Origin of the sequence: Granulicella mallensis MP5ACTX8 (genome assembly GCF_000178955.2) — a bacterium.
GTDB classification, from domain to species: domain Bacteria; phylum Acidobacteriota; class Terriglobia; order Terriglobales; family Acidobacteriaceae; genus Granulicella; species Granulicella mallensis.
The window spans coordinates 2,672,077-2,690,224 of the sequence record NC_016631.1; the positions used below are offsets into that span (position 1 = coordinate 2,672,077).

11 protein-coding genes are annotated in these 18,148 nt (G+C 55.2%); 5 read left to right on the forward strand and 6 right to left on the reverse strand.

Annotated elements, in window-relative coordinates; translation table 11 throughout:
- Positions 1–87: 87 nt before the first annotated feature.
- The gene (locus ACIX8_RS11120) at positions 88–1,641 is read right to left on the reverse strand and encodes a VWA domain-containing protein (RefSeq protein ID WP_014265432.1); all 1,554 of its coding nucleotides are present in this window, start codon (positions 1,639–1,641) and stop codon (positions 88–90) included.
- Between the two features lie 255 nt (positions 1,642–1,896).
- On the opposite strand from ACIX8_RS11120, the gene ACIX8_RS11125 reads away from it, so the two are divergent.
- Complete coding sequence (locus tag ACIX8_RS11125; RefSeq protein ID WP_014265433.1) at positions 1,897–5,826, forward strand: TonB-dependent receptor; 3,930 nt, start codon at positions 1,897–1,899, stop codon at positions 5,824–5,826.
- A gap of 133 nt (positions 5,827–5,959) precedes the next feature.
- Here the strand turns inward: ACIX8_RS11125 and ACIX8_RS11130 are convergent, their stop codons facing one another.
- Both ACIX8_RS11130 and ACIX8_RS11135 read right to left on the reverse strand, forming a co-directional pair.
- The gene (locus ACIX8_RS11130) at positions 5,960–6,973 is read right to left on the reverse strand and encodes a LacI family DNA-binding transcriptional regulator (protein WP_014265434.1); all 1,014 of its coding nucleotides are present in this window, start codon (positions 6,971–6,973) and stop codon (positions 5,960–5,962) included.
- Positions 6,974–7,034: 61 nt separating this feature from the next.
- Positions 7,035–7,745, reverse strand: coding sequence for a hypothetical protein (locus ACIX8_RS11135; protein WP_044176585.1), 711 nt, complete (start codon positions 7,743–7,745; stop codon positions 7,035–7,037).
- A gap of 354 nt (positions 7,746–8,099) precedes the next feature.
- Here ACIX8_RS11135 and ACIX8_RS11140 point away from each other — a divergent pair, with 354 nt between their 5' ends.
- On the forward strand, positions 8,100–8,396 hold the full coding sequence (locus ACIX8_RS11140; protein ID WP_044176586.1) for a hypothetical protein: 297 nt from the start codon (positions 8,100–8,102) through the stop codon (positions 8,394–8,396).
- 240 nt (positions 8,397–8,636) lie between these two features.
- Complete coding sequence (locus ACIX8_RS11145; RefSeq protein ID WP_014265436.1) at positions 8,637–8,960, forward strand: hypothetical protein; 324 nt, start codon at positions 8,637–8,639, stop codon at positions 8,958–8,960.
- 55 nt (positions 8,961–9,015) lie between these two features.
- Here ACIX8_RS11145 and ACIX8_RS11150 read toward each other — a convergent pair whose 3' ends face one another.
- Complete coding sequence (locus ACIX8_RS11150) at positions 9,016–9,813, reverse strand: HugZ family pyridoxamine 5'-phosphate oxidase (protein WP_014265437.1); 798 nt, start codon at positions 9,811–9,813, stop codon at positions 9,016–9,018.
- Between the two features lie 84 nt (positions 9,814–9,897).
- On the reverse strand, positions 9,898–11,028 hold the full coding sequence (locus tag ACIX8_RS11155) for a YncE family protein (protein ID WP_014265438.1): 1,131 nt from the start codon (positions 11,026–11,028) through the stop codon (positions 9,898–9,900).
- A gap of 98 nt (positions 11,029–11,126) precedes the next feature.
- Here ACIX8_RS11155 and ACIX8_RS11160 point away from each other — a divergent pair, with 98 nt between their 5' ends.
- Positions 11,127–11,888 (forward strand): ThuA domain-containing protein, encoded by a 762-nt coding sequence (locus ACIX8_RS11160; RefSeq protein WP_150110574.1) that lies wholly within the window; start codon positions 11,127–11,129, stop codon positions 11,886–11,888.
- Between the two features lie 71 nt (positions 11,889–11,959).
- Here ACIX8_RS11160 and ACIX8_RS11165 read toward each other — a convergent pair whose 3' ends face one another.
- Positions 11,960–15,313, reverse strand: a complete 3,354-nt coding sequence (locus tag ACIX8_RS11165) for a TonB-dependent receptor (RefSeq protein ID WP_044176588.1) — start codon at positions 15,311–15,313, stop codon at positions 11,960–11,962.
- Positions 15,314–15,710: 397 nt separating this feature from the next.
- Here ACIX8_RS11165 and ACIX8_RS11170 point away from each other — a divergent pair, with 397 nt between their 5' ends.
- Positions 15,711–18,146 carry a GH116 family glycosyl hydrolase gene (locus ACIX8_RS11170; RefSeq protein ID WP_014265441.1) on the forward strand — a complete coding sequence of 812 codons (2,436 nt, stop codon included), beginning with the start codon at positions 15,711–15,713 and terminating at the stop codon, positions 18,144–18,146.
- Positions 18,147–18,148: the final 2 nt, after the last annotated feature.

Consider the following 18,148-nt stretch of genomic DNA (forward strand, 5'->3'; position numbering starts at 1 on the left):
TTTGCGTCTTGCGCGTACGCCGTGCCCCTTGATGAACCATCAGCAATACCTTCACTTTCTTTATGCGCGATCTTCCTTGTACCCAGCTCAGTGTTGAGGGGGAAGGCTCAAATCTGCAGAACCGATGCGGCCGCTTGAATCGCGAACTACGAGGCGAAGCATGCGGGTATCGCTCTTCAGGGGGAGCGTCAGTGTCAACGCCGTGGCGCTTTGCCCTGAGGTGCTTTCGGTTGGGTTTAGCTTTAGCTTGAAGTCCTTCACCGAATTTGTGATCGACTGGTTCTTCTCGTCGAGCGCTGCCAGCACGGCAACGACTGAACCAGATTCGCCGTCTTCGCCTACCGAGATGGATTGGTTCGCAACCAACGCCTTACACGTGATCTGTTGTGCGGCTTTGTCGATCGCGCAACTTTGTATGACGGCGCTTACACCCGTGTACTCCATACGCGAGTTCACGGCCTCATACAGATCGAAGCGCTGTACGCCGATGCTTGTCGCAGCGGGTTCCATGTCTGAGGCGTAGTAGCCCTGGCGACTCTGCACGATGAGGTCCGGAGCGTCGACTCGCACGTCGATCTTTCGGTACTCGCCATCGGAGATGGGAGTGTTGGGGATATAGCTAATCGTGTAGAAGTCCTCTCCCTGATCGAGGCTTTCACGAATCTCCTGTGAGAGATCATTGCGGCCAAAGAAGTAACGGCCGCCGGTATTTTCGACAAACGACTTGAAGGTAAAACCGTAGAGGAAAGGGTCCTTGGCGGGGCCGGTGTGATCCGCATCTTCGTTGAGTCGCAGGCGCTCGTCGACCTCCTCCGGTGAGGATTGTGGAGTTGTATCGATCACATACACTGTGGCCCGTGCCTTCAGCAGGAGGTCAACGGTACTTTGGACGGCATGATGCAAAACTTCGGTCTGGTGGGATGTGCTGGTGTGCATATCCACATTGGGAAAGCTTCTCCCCATCCAGATGATCTCCTTGCTGCCACTTTCGCCGCTGCCGGAAAGAGCGATCTGCTGCAGCGCTGCGAGAGACAGCGTGAACTGGCGCAGAAGATCGTTCATGAGCAGGGCTTCCGGAAGGGTGCCTTTCTGCGAATCTAACGCTTTCAGCAGAACCGCTCGATCACGGGTTAATGGGGCGATGGCTTTAAAGCCACGACTGGTCAGACCTATGATCGTTGTCGGCACAGATAGCATGTCGGGTTGCGCCTTAAGGTAGCGGCTCATCTGGTTGCGGGCGTAGGCTACTTCGTCGAAGGGCGTATTCAGGCCATCCAGTACCAGAATTGTTTCAGCAGCATTGCCCCAGTCCACTCGGCCTAGTTTGTCCTTTTTAGGCAATACCGCTGCTTTCGATGTAGTAGAGGGCAGCTCAAAGTGACGAATGGTCTGCGGAACGCCATTTTCATAGACCGTAAAAGCGCTCTGGGGTAGATTGCGAACCGGTGTTCCGTCCGAGCGAAGAACGACCGGATTCAGGACGACTAGCTGGCTACGAACCCGAACGGTTGGGATTGTTTGATCGGCAGAAGGCTGCTGCGCACAATTCCCCGCAGCAGTGCACCAAGCCATCAGAAGTGCTGCGAAGATACGTGAGGTAGCGTTCAGGACTTTAAACGGCAACGTTGGGGCGTTGTTCATGGATCACCAGGTGGTTCCATCTTCACATACTATGGTTGCGTTGTCATTATGCATCTTGTTTGCGGCAAGCCTTGAGCCTGCATCCTCTGTAGCGCATAGACGAGGGTATTGCAAAACCCTTGAAAATAAGGTCTTGACCACTGTTGACCTGTTCATCTATAAAGTCGACGTCTCTATGTGACATCGCTACCATGTATTGAACCGCTTATCGGCAGCGTCTGTTGCTCATTGCTTTCTTTTGATCGGAGTCTACTCATGTTTCAAGCGAATAAAAAGTGGCCATCACATCCATCATGGACCAGGCTTCTTCTCCTACTCTCGTTCATCCTGATTTTAGGTACCAGCAACCAGATTCGGGCGCAAAACCTGACGGGTCAGAGTTCCTTATCCGGCGTCGTGACCGACAACACAGGTGCTGCTGTTGTTGGAGCAGATGTGGCTGTGATCAACACGGAGACAAACGTAACGACAGACGTCATTACCAACAGTACCGGTTATTTCTTGCAGGACAATCTAAATGCAGGGCACTATGACATCAAGGTAACCGCGAAGGGCTTCCAAACGCTGACACAGAGTGGAATCACGCTGGAAGCCAGCGAGCGGCGCAATGTCCCGGTCAAGCTCAATGTGGGCTCTGAGTCGACTTCTGTGATCGTCAATTCGGACGCTCCGCTGCTCGAAACGGAGTCTGTCTCAACGGGGCAGACGATCACCTCCGCCGAACTGGATTCGCTACCGAATGGCACCAGCTCCATCTACCTGGCGATGTTGGCCCCGGGAACTCAAAGCCAACTTGCGTCCAACTATCAGCAGAATGGTGGAAGCAACTCTCTGAACACGCCAAGCCAGAGCTTTGGCGCCTATGGCCGTATCGGAGCCAATGAGTTCAGTCTTGACGGTGCACCCAATATGGGGAACAACCGTGGAACGGCTATCTCTCCGACGGCTGATGAGCTTGACCAGGTGAAGATCATTAGTACAGCCTTCGATGCGCAGCAGGAGCATACCTTCGGCGTAACGTTTATTCAGACAACCAAGGCGGGGACCAATGATATACATGGCACCGCCCGGCTTCGTTATGACAATTCGACTTTTGATGCCTTCCAACACTTTCAGAAACTGACCTACCTCTATCAACGGCGGATAGCCGGATGCGATACGAGTCCAAAATCAAGTGCCTGCCAACTGGCAACCACGAAGTTCGGACTTCCAACCAACGAGGAATATGCGCCCAGCGGATCGATTGGTGGTCCCGTGTATATCCCCCACGTGTTTGATGGCCGCAACAAGCTGTTCTTCTTTGCGGCTTTTTACCGTATCGGATTTGGGGGTGGGACCCCGAAGGTCGCTGCTGTTCCAACAGCGCAGGAGCGGACAGGCAACTTCTCTGACCTTCCGCAGACCGCGTCGATTCCCACTACCGTGGGTTATGCGGGTAAAGCTTTTGCTCAGAACTGCCCAGGCTCGCCCTTCTTCGGGGCCTATCAGATCTATAACCCTTTCCAAATCACTTTCGACTCGAAGGAAGTTCCGCACCGTGCGCCATTCTGCGGGAACGTCCTCCCCAGCAGTCTTCTTTCAAGCCATCCTCTGGTAGCAGCGGTCAATGCGGCCTACTCCAACCCCTCGCAGGCGAACACACCCACGGGCAACAACCTGAATTACAACGCGATCACCAACGGCACCTATGAGCAGTTCACAAACCGCTTTGACTATGCCTTGAATGAGGCGAATCACTTCTTCTTCCGCTACTCCCTGGGCTACTACACGCTTGCTACAGACGATTTCACCAATACCGATATTGGCCAGCTATCGACGCCGCGTTTCATCAAGAATGCTTCTTTTGGCTGGGCGCACAGCCTCTCGGCAAATACGGTGGTCACAGCCACGGTGGGAGCGTCCGATTACACAGGCAACGGATCTTTCTATCCGAATGAGGCCGGTTTTAGGGCATCAGATCTGGGGCTGCCTTCTTACATTGACGATTACTCTGGAAGTGCCGCAGCGTTTCCCGTTGTCAGTGTTAGTTCCTACACGTCTGTCACCGCGGCCGCGACTAACTATTCGCACTATCGTACGTTGAGTTTTCGGGGCGATGTAACAACGGTTCGTGGTGCACATGCAATCTCTCTCGGTGCAGAGTGGCGTCAACAGAATGTGGCATTTGACGGTGCCGGCTCATTCTCCGGGGCCGGGAGCGCGGGCACGTTCGCTTTTGATAACACGTACACGCAGGAAGGGAACGGTACGACTTCGAGCTTTCCAACTACGGCTGCCGGCACTTCGTACGCATCGCTTCTGCTGGGAATCAACACGAGCGCTTCCATCTATAAGGGCTTGCCCTACTCACGATCAAATCCCTACTACACCTTTTATGCGGGAGACGTATGGCGCGTGACTCGCAAGCTCACCATCATTCCTGGCCTGCGTTACGAGTTCGAATATGGCCCCACCGACAAACACAATCAGCAGATGGTTGGATGGGATCCCAATGCCAGTCTGACGATTGCTCCTGCAGCACGGACTGCCTATGCAAACACGTATAGCACCGCTTCAGCCGCTCTTAAAGCGATTCTGCCACCGTCTATTACTGTGGCGGGTGGTCCAATCTATGCGGGTGTTAATGGGGCTCCGACACGTCAATGGCAGAACAACTGGCGCTTTATGCCGAGACTTGGCCTATCGTATGCCTTCACGCCGAAGACCGTCCTGCGAGCAGGCTATGGGCTCTTCTATGATTCGCTCAGCATCGTGAATGAAAATGGAACCACGTTGAACGGAGGCTTCTCGTCCTTGACGGGACCTGTTGCGACATCCGACACCACGCACTACGGTTCGAATTTCACGCCGGGAAGCACTCCATTGTCCGATCCTTTCCCGGAATCGAACGGCAGCCGCTTTGTTTCGCAGGTTGGTAGCTCTCTAGGCGCCGATTATTACTCAGCGTATGCATCTACGCTGGGTGTGTATAACCATGATCGTGTGCCCGCCCGCTCGAATCGCGTGCAGTTCAGTGTCGAACATCAATTCAAGGCAACAACCCTGGTTCAAATTGCGTATGTGGCGTCACGCACGACGGACATTACCCTGGATGGCAATGCCAATAACACGCACACGAATACAGCAACGCCCACCATCAATTCGACGGCGATTCCTGCTTCGTTCTTCGCTGGGGGGCTAAGCCCCAATGCTCTTTCGAACACCCTTCTAACGCAGAAGGTGGCGAATCCTTTTTACGTAAATAATTTCTCCGGACTGGCGACCACGGATCCGGCGCTCTATAACCAACTCAGCAAGAGCAGCTACTCGACTTCATCAACGATCCAGGTGGCGAACCTGGTGCGTCCGTATCCTCAGATGTCAGGTCTACAGCTCTACCAGTTCAATGGAACCTCGCAGTTTCAGGAGATCCAGGTGAATGCGTTCAAGCGTGTCAGCGATGGATTGACCGCGACCCTTGCGTACCAGTGGAACTATCAGAAGGATCGCGATTACTATCAGAACGCGTTCGACAACCACCCGAGCCTTGAATCCAGCAACCAGAGCCCACCATGGCGCTTCACGGCATCGGCGGTGTATCGCCTGCCTTGGGGCCGCGGACAGCAGTGGCTTCAGCATGGATGGAAAGAGGCAGTTTTTGGTGGGTATGTCCTTGCCGCTACTGCTGAACTTCAGCCTGGTCCGTTACTTAACTTCCCGAACCTGTTCTATGTGGGAGATGTTAAGGCTATTAAGTTGAAGAAACCTACCTATGTTCAGAACGATGCTACCGGCGTCAACTATGTTCAGTCGTTCAACGCTGCGCCTGTAACCACGCTGTCGTATGCGACTGCCGCGAATGGGGCCGTTACCTGTTCTTATACCGGCACAGGGTTCGTAGACACGTTGGTGACGAACTACAGCGTATGCCAACCCAACGCCTACAACCTGAGGGTCTTTCCCACTCATGTCGAGGGTGTACGGCAGCAGGGAATCGCGAACTACAACGCGAACCTGGGTAAGACCTTTTCCCCGACCGATCGCATCAGGTTCACTCCCCAGTTGTATGTGTTCAACCTCTTCAATCACCAGCGCTCGGCGGGGGCAACTACATCGCCGACTAGCACGCAGTTTGGTCAAACGAACTCAGACCAGTCAGGTGCGAACGCCCGAGGGATTACCCTGGCATTTCTTTTGAACTTCTAGGCCGTAGCGAAGGTTGCATTTCAGGGCGGCGGAAGGGCAAAACCTTCCGCCGGTTCCTTATTTAAGGATACAACCGGTTCGTCGAGTCATATCACCCAGAAAGTTCGCCAGATACGTTCGGATTGCGCCTTGTTCAGGCAGCCGGAATGCCTGTGCAGCCACATGAGTTTCGGATGATGAACTCAACAGGTAGCACAAGTTTAATTCCGAATTCGCTTTCCTGATTTTTGGGTGCAGCAATCCGCTCAAAGAGAACGCGAGCGGCCTGTGCCCCAAGGCCTACCGCGGGTTGACGAACGACGGTTAGAGCGGGAGAGAGCAGTTTCGCGAGTTCGAGGTCGTCAAAGGCAACCAGCGCAATCTTCTCCGGGATCTGTAGATTCACCTCACGCAAAGCCTCGAGCATATGGCGCGTGGCGACGTTATTCAGCGTAAAGATGGCTGAAGGACGGTCTGGAGACTTGCTCCACTGCTTTGCAAGTTTTAGTGCGTCTTCGTAGGACTGGATAGATAGGCGTAGTTCGGGCTTGAGGCCCGCAGACTGCATGGCATTGGTATATCCAAGAATGCGGTGGCTCACCGCATGAGATTCCTTGTCGTAACCGACGCATACGATGCGCTTATGTCCATGGCCGATAAGGTGCTCTACAGCGGTTTGAGCGCCGCCGAGGTTTTCGACCACGACTTCGTCCGCCGCGATTCCGCTGAGAGGGCGGTCCAGCGCAACAATGGGGATACCCTCGTGGAGAAACTCGGTAAGGCTGTCATTCGACAAGGAAGGAACGACGATGAGTCCAGCGACACGCTGGCCGATTAGCATCGAGACCTCATTGTTCGAGATGTTCCGATCGTGTTTTGACGCCACAATCAGTGTCATGTAGCCGTGGGCCGACGCATAGCTCTCGATGGCAGAGGCGCATTTTCCGAAAAACGGATCTGCCAGATCTGGAAGGATAAGGCCGATGACCTTCGCACGATGGCCCTTGAGAATGCGAGCCGCCTGATTCGGCCGATATCCCAGCTTGTCAATCGCCGCCTGAATCTTCTTCTTCTTCGCCGCACTGACATAGCTCGTCCCGTTCACGAAGCGAGACACAGTGATCGCGCCCACTCCTGCGACACGTGCAACATCCGCGACCGTTGGCATGGAAGATGGTTTTTTCACTCGAATCTGTTGTGAGCCTCGTTGCAGGGCCTGCCCCCTGGGATCAGATGATGTGACATGCTATCGCATCGACATTGCTTGGCGAACCCGCCAACGTATTCAGGTGCAGCAAAATTTCGAAGTTTCGACCGGCTGCTCCCTGATTCAATCCGCACTTTGCCAGTGTACTGCGCAGACGGCTTTCATCCCCCAGCAGCTTGCCGGCCGCTTCTGTTCCTTCGCCGTTCTCTCCGCCAATCAGCAGGACGCGTCCGTTGCCGTTGGGATTCCGAAACAGGGCGATCAGAGCGTAGGACTCTCCGGTGGCCCAACCCGGCGCGGTGGCGACGTAGGTCGCGGCTTCTCCCGTGTGAGGGTGCGTATTTCGGATGATCTCTTGCGTCGTGGATGGATCAAATTCAAAGCGGAAGTCCAGCCGCTCATTGAATAGTTTTACCCATGGATTGGAGCGTGAGCTTCCCAGAACGATCAGATTCTTGTCATTCTCGATGTCCGAAAGCTGGATCAATCGTGCTCCCCGGACATCGACGGACCTGGACCTTTCGGCCGCAATCCCGGCGGCCAAGGCAACGATCGGCGTATCCACTATAGACGCTTTATCACCCCGCAGGATCACATTGCAAAAGCGGTTCTGTTCCGGAGTTAGCAACTCGGGGTGAGGTACATACTTGTGGTTCGCGTAGTCGGAGAGCGAGATAGGACCGCCGGTAAAACCTTGAATCTCAGCGATATTGGGATCGCTCGTGATGATCATTGTCGGACTTGATCCGGAGATGATCGCGGACCATGGAACCAAAAAGGCCAATCGATTACTGTTCGAACGAACATGCTGCCAAAGCGAAAAGCTGAGGACGACGGTGGAAACGAAAAACGCCGCTGCGACTAAAGGCCAAAGGTGCTTGCCTCGAGTTCCCATGAAAGGGGGGCTCGCTGGAGCGTTTACCGTGGTCGGATCCGGAGTCAAAGCTTGAACGCGAGAGGAAGCTTCTGAGGGCGATGACTCGAAGGAGGGATGCGATTCGATAGAGCGTTCGCGTGTAATTCTAGGGACATAAGAGCCCGGCGGAAGACTGAAGCGAAAATCTACGGTCGCGCCTGAGCGTCCATAATGCCGAAGAAGCCTCTTCCTTACATCGCTGGCTGTGACACGTACGATAGCGTCTTCTCCGGTGTCGTAGGAGGGCAATCGTCCGAAGATCTCAATGCCAAGGATTCTTTCCCGGAGGTTTTCCTGCCGCCCGGATATCGTCTCTTCGACGATGTATTTGAGAAACTGCCCGCTACGATTGCTGCCGCGGAAGGCTTCTCCTTCGAGGATTTCCTTAAGATGACGGCGGATCTCCCGAAGGTGGTCAGGAAGCTTCACCGGGAACGTGAGCTCTTCCCCCTCTTCGTCTACATGTAACGGTTGCGGCATCGGATGTAGCCGCAATTTTAGCATCTGGGGAAGAGCCCGGTCAGATCGGCTCTTTTCCGATGGTGACGAGAACCTGTTAGTTGGGGGTATCTACCGTTAAAACGGTAAGGCGCATTGAATGAGCCATTTAGGAGAGGGGTTACAGCGGCTCCTAACGTTGTTGTCAAACGCCCGCAGGGGGTAGGGTTGTGCTCACGTTCTGACAAGGACGATTGGAGGTATTACCTCATGACGATGGAATTTAGCGGCACGGGAATTCAAACATGGACCAGCGTCGACATCTCGGCGGTAGATATGGCTTCGAAGTCGGTACGCTTTTCATACTTCGGCGGTACGGATCAGATCTCCAAGGACCTTAAAGAGGAGGAGTGCCGAGCCGCCAGCCTGGGCCCGTTCGTCGGCACTCCTTTGAAGTCCCGCCGGTTTCGGGCATTGGCTCGAAATGCTGCGCGATCGGGGAAGCGGCTCGTAATTGAGATTCACGATCAGAACCCCGTCAAGACGATATCCAGTCGGTCAACAACGATGTCCGCCATTCCGCTCTGGCCATAACCGACTCAACCAGGGAGTGGTTCACTGGCAACCGACCGGACGCCGTTCTGTAGATTTAAATCTTTTCTTCGGCTGCTCGAACCATCTCCACGAGTACCTTGCGGGTCTCGTCGGCGGTCTGGACTTCGCGAAGGAAGTTGATGCGCGTACCCTTCATCCCCTCTGCGGTCTTCAGGCGGAGGTGGAAGCCGAGCCGGTCGACCGCAGTCATCGTCGCTTCGGTCGCATAGAGTTCGGCATGAACCTTAGCTAGCAGAATCATCGCGGAGATGTGATCGGCATTCATGTGTCCGAGAATCCTCGGAGCGGACTCTGCGAGAGGATCGATCTTTGCAGAGGTGTAGTCCTCGGCGGTAACCCATCCCATGACGCCGAACCCACCGACGTAGTAGATGTCGAGAGGGTGTAGGCGATAGAAGCCGAAATCCTTGAAGCCTACCCAGGAACGGCTGTTTTCGTATCGAGATAAGTAGATTTCGCGAGCATCGCCGATCTCTTCATCAGATATAGGGAGGACGTCGCCGACGAGTGTTGCGCGTGCGGTGCCGAGAGGGTCTCCCTCGCCCGCTTGTCCCACAAACAGGCTTGCCCGAGGATCAGCCTGAAGGTTCTGGGTGTGCATCGCCATATTGCTGATCAGGAAGATCGGCCGTCCGCTTCCGTCGATGGCATAGGGCATGAGTGAGCCGAACGGATATCCGGCCCGCTTCAGAGAGACGGTGGAGAGCGTTGCGATGGTGCTGAGTGAAACTAGGGTGCGGACTCGCTCAGCATAGGTCGGTTCCGGAAGTTGTGGTGCGCCGGGATCCGTGTATGCGTGCTTGCGAGGTGAATTGATCTCTGTAGTGGGCATCTGTCTTCGACTCCTGCAACTATCGTACGTTGCTCCTGAGCCTGTGATCTAAAGCACTACATCACGAGTGACGATAACGTCAGCCTATTTCTGCGTCGCGATGTGGGATACATCGATGTCCGTAACCGGCTGCTCCCCGTAGTTCGCGGCGTAGACGTGTCCGGCTACAGGGTCGACCGCAAGAGCGTACGGACTCCTGCCCGCGTCATGCGTGCCAATCACTGTATTCTTCATGCCGTCGATCACCGTAATGCTGTTGCTGTGGACATTCGCCACATAAACGCGATTATTTGTAGAGTCGACTGCGACCGCCTGGGGGTGTTTGCCTACGTGCACCGTGGCAATGACCTTCCTTGTTGTGAGATCAATGGCGCTGACGGTTTCATCGCCGTAATTTACGGCATAGAGCACGTGCGTAACAGGATTGATCGCAACCGCACACGGAATAGCTCCGACAGAGATAGTGCTTACTGCGTGGGTCTTTTCATTGAGCGTCACAATATCGGCGGTTCCGGTATGGGCCAAATAAAGAGTGTCTGAAGGTTCATCGAAGGCAAGGCCCCAGAGATGCGGCCCGACCGCAACTTTCGTCATTGCTCCCGTCGCGCCATTGATCATCCGAATATTGGGGTCCTCATAGGTCATAAGAAAGATCGTATTGCTGCGGAGATCGAGGGCGATCCCATCCGCGCTGCCAACCTTCAGTGCTTGTGACGCATTCGTAGCGCCGTCGATGACCGTAACCGCATTACTGTAGGTATAGGTTACGTAGACCTTATTGGTGGCCTCGTTTACCGCGAGCACATAAGGATGAGAGCCGCCTTGAATCGTCGCGATCACCACATCCTGTCCACCGTCGATCACACTGATCGAGTTGCTATCGGTATTGACCACATAGATTCGGTTCGTAACCTGATTGATGGCGAGCGCAATGGGGGCACTGCCCACCTTTACTGTCCGGGGCGACCCGCTTTGCTCGTCCAGGACCGAAACCGTTCCTGCACCCTCATTGACGGCATAGACTTTGTGGTTGGAGGGATTGACCGCAACCCCAAGACTGGTGATCAGTCTGCCCTGCAGCGCGTTGCTCTCCCCATGGGCTCCGCAGGCCACGCCGGCAAGCACTACGGCAGCCAGCACACTACGGGCAGGCAAAGTGCGGAGGAGGCGGGGAATCGAAAAATCAGGCTGGCGATGGCTGAGATGAAGATCCATGTTGTGATACAACCTCGTTAGGTACTATGTTAGCAAGCATTAGAAAGTCCCATGCCGTGCAGCAGAAAAATATTTACTCCGGCAGGAAAGACCTATCGATGATTCGACTCATGCGCTCTCTCAGCATCTTCGCGATACTTGCTTTCACGGCAACAACCCTCTTCGGTCAGACCAAACCTCTTCATGTCCTGGCCTTCTACGCCACCCATGGAGAGCAGGACCATGTGGACTTTGCCCTGCAGGCGATCTCTTTCTTTCAGGAGATGTCCAAACGGGACCATTTCGACTTTGAGACCACCTCGAATTGGGACGATATGAGTTCCAGCCATCTCAAGCAATACCAGGTTGTTCTATGGCTGAACGATGCTCCCTCTACCGCTATGCAGCGAACGGCCTTTCAGGACTATATGGAGCACGGAGGTGCGTGGCTGGGCTTCCATGTTGCGGGGTATATGGACAGTCGCGCAACATGGCCCTGGTTCGCCGATTTTCTCGGAACGGTCTTCTCTGGCAACAGTTGGCCCCCGCTGCCTGCCCGGTTGGACATTGACGATCCGTCGCATCCAGCTGTGAAAGGACTGCCGGCAAGTTATACGTCACCTGCCAACGAGTGGTACAGCTGGCAGCCCGATCTGCGCAAGAATCATGACATCAAAGTGCTGATGACGCTTGCCCCTTCCAATTACCCGCTGGGATTCAAAGATACCCTTACCGGCGGTGATGTTCCGGTTACCTGGACGAATACGAAGTACAAGATGATCTACACAAATATGGGCCATGGCAACAAGATCCTCACCAGCCAGGAGCAGAACCTCTTCTTTGAAAACGCTCTGTTGTGGCTCGGGGGGCGGAATCAATAGATAGCTTTCTCCAAAAAAGAAGCCTGGGGACGACGGATTCTATCCGTCGTCCCCAGGCTTTAGGAGGCACCTCAGAAGGAGAGACGTCCGCCGAGTTGCACGTTACGTCCACCTACCGTCGTGGAACTGATCGTACCCGCGCCGGTCGGTCTGCCGGGGTTGTCGGTTAGGTCGACAGGGTCGTCGAAGTTGGTATCCGGCTGTCCAAAGCTCGGATGATTGAGGGCGTTTGTGGCATCGATGCGGACCTGTAGCTGCACATTGTGGGTGAAGCTAAACGTCTTGCCCAGGGAAGCGTTCAACTCTGTAAGATCGGGGCCGTAGATTGTATTTCTGCCCAGATTGCCGAAGGTGCCGGCAGCGGCGGTTGCGAAGGCTGCCGGGTTGAACCAGCCGTTAATGCCGCGATGCGCAACGGCTGGATTGCCGACAAGGTTGGGGCGCCACGAGCCTGCCTGTGAATAGGACAGGTTAGTCCCGCCATACGTGACAGTGAAGGGATTTCCCGAGTGAGCGACTTCGATCAGCGAGAGTTGCCATCCGCCGGCCACGGCATCGACCGCAGCGTTCTTATTCAGGAACTTCCGATTTCTGCCGAATGGCAATTGATACACTGCACTCGCTTTGAACGAGTTACGGATATCGAAGTTCGACGGTCCATAGTTCGCATGGGGGTCATAGCCGTTCTGGTAGTTCTGCGTGCCGCCGTGACCACCCCATCCAGCAGAGTCCTGATCGTTCAGGAAGTGCGACCAGGTATAGTTTGCGCTGAAGCTCCAGCCCGAAGCTAGCCGTCTTTGCGCCTCGAGCTGAAGAGAGTTGTAGTTCGATATGGCGTTGTAGGTGTCGCCACCGATCCCTTCAAACTGCGGATAAGGACGTCCCGAGGGATCGTCGTTGGGGCCGAGCTGCGACTGCGGAACCTGGTTGATGTCGTGCGGGAACGAGAGATTCGTTCCATGGCTGCCGACATAGGAGACGTTCAGCACGATCTGTTGGGGAAGCTGATGCTGTACGCCGAAGGAGTACTGATAGGACTTGGCTACGGGGGTGTGATACGGGTTGTAGTTGACTCCCTGGCCGTTGTACGCGGTCGAAGAGGTGGAGGCCTTCAGATAGGGCAGGTTCGAACCCAATCCCGACAGGCTTACGACTGGCGTTAGACCGTTGGTCTGGTCGCTTGCGGAGCCATAGCTGTTCGAGCCGAAACCCACACCCGATCCATAAGTATCTGAGCTCCAGTTATAGGAGTAGATGCCGAAGCCGCCGCGGACGACAGTCGTGCTGTTTGGGGAGTAGGAGAACCCAAGCCGGGGTAGAAAGATGTCGTAGACATTCTTTTGCAACTGGCCGCGGCCGTTGTCTCCAACGAACCACATCGCGCCCAAAGTTCCCGTAGCGGTATTCAGCAACGTGGGATCGAAGGTGCCCTCGTACCCGTGGACTTCGCTCCAGCCACTCTGTATCTGGTAGCGAAGTCCAAGGTTCAGGGTAAGGTTCGAGCGGATCTTGTAATCATCCTGAACAAACATCTGCGGGCTGAATTGGCGCGCACCGGAGACAGGCTGGTTATTCGCGCTCCAGCTCTGCACCTCGCCGAGCAGGAAGTCCGCATAACCGAAGCCGCTGCCGACAGTAGAAGGTGTGGCCTGCGTATAAACACCGCTGAAGTTGAACTCGCCTGCCTGCACATTTCCATACGGCACGCTGTTGTTCTGGTATCGAAGCACTTCGCCACCAAAGTGAATGACGTGCTTGCCTCGAACCAGCGTCACTACATCGGAAGGATCGAAGCTATTGCCCACGCCGATATAGTTGCCGCTGTTATAGAGTCCATCGCAGCAGCTTCCGACTCCACCGTTGATGCTGATGTCCGGCAGGATGTCGGCCTTTGCATACTGCAGACCTACCTTCTGCGGAATGCCTTGATTCAGAGTCGAAGGAGCAAACCAATTGCCCTGGCGATTGAATCCGAAGCGGAACTCGTTCACGAAGGTAGGGTTGATGGTCCAGGTGTCAGACAAAAGCAATACATGATCGGCGACATCGTCAAACTGGCAGTTGATCGGGCAGGGTAGCTCGTTCCGATAGAGCGCCTTATTGTCGCGAGAGGTCGCAGCGAAGGTGATTCGGTTCTTGCTGGTGATGTCGTAGTCCAGGCGCCCGTAAAACGTGAGATATGGGTTCTGCACCGGCGTTACCTGGAAGTAGTTGTTTGTCAGTCCTGGACGGTTCGGCGCGGGATAGTAGGCCTGCAGGCCATTGGCCACCGGATCGACCGTTGCGATCTTATTGCCGGCAAATGCACGCCTGCAGGGCTGACCGTTGACTGTGGTCAGCGTGGACTGATCGAAGATCTGGTTCGTCAGGATGACGGTGCCGTCGCACGGATTGATCTGCTGGTTTCCGTTTCCATCGAGCGCCGGACCTCCAAGCACATCGGAGAAGTCTCCACCACGCTCGGCGAGAGTAGGTACGGTTACAAATTCGTCAGCGGATGTATTGGAGATCGTTTTCTCGGTGTTGAAGTAGAAGAACATCTTGTTCTTGAGGATCGGCCCGCTGATAGAGCCACCGAAAACATGCACATGGTACGGCGGAATGGCTGTATTGGGATCGTCAAAGTAGCTGCGGGCATTCAGTTCGTTGTTCTGAAGATACTCGTAGGCGGACCCATGAAAGGTATTCGTGCCGCTTTTGGTGATTTGATTGAAGACCGCTCCTCCGGCGCCGTACTGGGCAGAGAAGGTCGAGGTTTCGATGTTTACCTCTGATATAGTCTCAAAGGTGTTGGTGTCGGTATTAGCGCTTTGCGGGAGAGTAACGGACGCACCGTCGGCAAGGAAGTTCGAGGAGTAGGGAAGCGTTCCATTGATGGATACACCGAGTCCAGGGCTCGCAGCCGGATCACCGCCTTGCGTCGCCGTTCCCGCTGAACCGGGAAGCAGAATGGTGAAGTTATCCCAGCTTTGGCCAACCTGCGGCAACTGCTGCATCGTCTTTGAGTCGAAGGTTGTGCCCTGGTCGCTGGTTTCAGTCTTCAGGAGGGAGGCGTCGCCTGTAACGACGACCTTCTCCTCGATCGATCCTACATGCAGTTGGGCATTTACCGTGATGGTACTTACCGTAAGCGTGATGGGGCTACGCTGCAACGGGGCGAAGCCCTGCCTGGAGAAGTCGATCCGATAGTGTCCGGAGGGAGTTGAGACGGTGTCGTAGAGGCCGTCTTTGTTGGTCGTAAACTGCGTAATCTCGCCCGTATCGATATTGGTGAGCAGAACGGTTGCCCCAACGATCACCGCGTTCGAGGTGTCGGTGACTGTGCCGCGAACCTCACCGGTAGCGGAGCTCTGTGCAACCGCAACGGCTCCTGCGCACAGCAGAAGACAAAATCCTATAAAACAGCCGCACAGCTTACCGAACATGTGTAGCTTCTCCTGAATGAACCCCATCGTTTCGCCTCGTCCTTTCGTCTCTTCCTGTGGCACTCTTATCGCCGGCATCCCGTCTCGACGATGCCCCCGGCAACTTCCGGGCAATGCTTTATGCAGGGCCGCGCATCTCTCGAAAACACCTCCGAAGCCTTAAACCAGGGTGCGTGAAAGAAAAGCGTGACATCCTTCGTAACGTTTAGTTAGTATCTACTCTCAAATGCGACGAATTGGCAAGTGCTTTTTTGCCGGAGGCCGAAAGAACGCTGTCCGGCAAAGAAATCTCAGCCATTCTTTGCCGCAGTTGCAAGGTATGGATTCGGCGGATTCTGCGTTCCCGATGCCAGCGTGAATCTGTGCCTGTACAAAACTTGAGAAGCATTGGAGCACCATGAAACGAACATCGAAGTGGATATCGACCCGTGGCCTGGCATTCCCTATCCTGGCGTTTACGCTCTGCCTTTCAATGGCTTCCACTGCATGGGGTGGAGACGGCATTCCCAAGGCTGCCTGGAAGCGCGCACTGGGATTGCCCTTGGAAAACCCTGGCGTGACGCGCGCGGCTGGCGATATCGATGATGGCTATTGGCAGGGTGTCCCCGTCGGTGGCTTTGGAGCAGGGACCTTTTCCCGCAGCTATCGAGGCGACTTCGCTCGCTGGCATATCAAGGCCGGAGTGCATAAGTATGAGCCGGTGTATGCCAACCAGTTCGCCATGTTCCAGCAGTCCGAGGGGGACGCTCACGGCACGTCGCAGGCGTTGATGAACGGCCATCCCTCCAATGGGGAACTATCCAGTTGGCAATGGGATTATCCAGTCGGGGCGGGGGATTATTATGGGCTCTTCCCGAAGGCGTGGTTTGACTATAAGTGGGACAAGTTCCCCGCGCATGTCACGCTGGAGCAGTTTTCGCCGGTGCTTCCCAACAACTATCGTGAATCCAGCTATCCGGTTGCCGTATACCGCTGGCATGCGGAGAATCCCACCAATAAGACAGTCGTGGTCTCGGTGCTGCTTTCCTGGACAAATATGTCAGGTTGGTTCCGGACCTATACGCGCGACTTCAAAGGGGCGCCTAATCAAGGCAACCACAATGAGTATGTGAGCGAGAAGGTCGGTGATGCGGGAACGATGAAAGGTATCGTCTTCGATAGAAACCGCGCTGGGACGGCTCCCAATGATTGGGATGGGCAGTTCGCCATCGCGGCGATGGAATCGCCCGGTGTGGAAGTCTCCTACCAGACTACCTACCAGGCATCCGGAGATGGCAAAGCTGTCTGGTCGGCGTTTTCCAAAGATGGCAGACTCGCTAACGATGGGAAGTCGTGGGTGAGCGATAAGGAGAAGCTGGCAGGTGCGATTGCCCTGCGCTTCACTCTGCGGCCAGGAGAGAAGAAAGTGGTTCCGATGGTCGTCTCCTGGGACTTTTCCTTGATTCAGTTTGGAGAAGGCAGAAAGTGGGATCGCCGCTATACGGATTTCTACGGAACCTCCGGCCAGAATGCCTGGAAGATTGCTCGTGATGGGCTACTCCATGCCACCGAGTGGAGCGATGAGATAGACAAGTGGCAGGCCCCCTACATTACTGACGAAAGCAAGCCGCTGTGGTATCGCGGGATGCTTTTCAATGAGCTTTATGCGCTAACCGACGGAGGAACGTTCTGGGGGCGCCAGGCCGGCTCAGATGCAAAGGCCACGCCGACCTTCGCGCTGCTCGAGTGTTTCGATTACGCCTACTACGGCACGCTCGATGTCCGTTTCTATGCCTCCCTTCCACTGTTGAAGTTCTGGCCGGACATCGACAAGCAGGTGCTCCGAGAGTTTGCCGATACCGTGCCTAAGGAGTGGCCGGAACAGGGGCTTTGGGTATGGAAGACGCAGCAGGTGGGAGAGCCTATTACCCACAAGCGTAAGAAGATCGGTGCGGTACCGCATGACCTAGGTGTGCCGGAAGGCGATCCCTTTGTCGCCGTGAACGAGCCCGGCTGGCAGGACACCAACGATTGGAAAGACCTCAACAGCAAATTCGTGCTGATGGTCTATCGAGACTATGTTCTTACCGGTCGCAAGGACACCGCATTTCTGCGAGAAACCTGGCCCGCGGTCAAAGCCGCGATCGAATATCTTCGCCAGTTCGATCATGGCGGCGGTGTCCCGGAGAACAGCGGCTATCCTGACCAGACCTATGACGACTGGGTGGTTCGCGGGGTAAGTGCTTATTCTGGCGGTCTATGGCTGGCCGCTCTACGCGCTGGAGAAGAAACCGCGCGTGTGGTCGGCGATACGAAAACAACTGCGGAGTATCACGCACTCTTCCTGAAAGGGCAGAAGACCTATATCTCCCAGCTATGGAATGGCGAATACTTTCGCTATGACACCAGCAGCGAATCCAAAGATGACATCCAGGCTGACCAACTTGCCGGGCAATGGTATGCCAACCTCACCGGTCTCGGCGAGATCGTACCGCATACGATGCAGGTCTCGGCGGCGAAGAAGATCTTCGACGTCAACGTGATGAAGTTTGGCCACGGCGAGATGGGTGCGGCCAATGGCATGACAGCGGACGGCGCCATCCTCACCAACGCAGAGGCCAAAGAGGTATGGGTAGGAACTACACTCGGCTATGCTGGCCTGCTGATGCAGGAGGGAATGAACGATGAAGCTTGGAAGACCACCCGGGGGCTCTATCACGTGATCTACGAAGACAAAGGCTACTGGTTCCGGACACCCGAGGCCTGGGACATCACCGGTAACTTCCGGGCAGGAATGTATATGCGGCCGACAGCCATCTGGGCGCTGGAAATGACCTCTCCCACGGCAAAATAGAT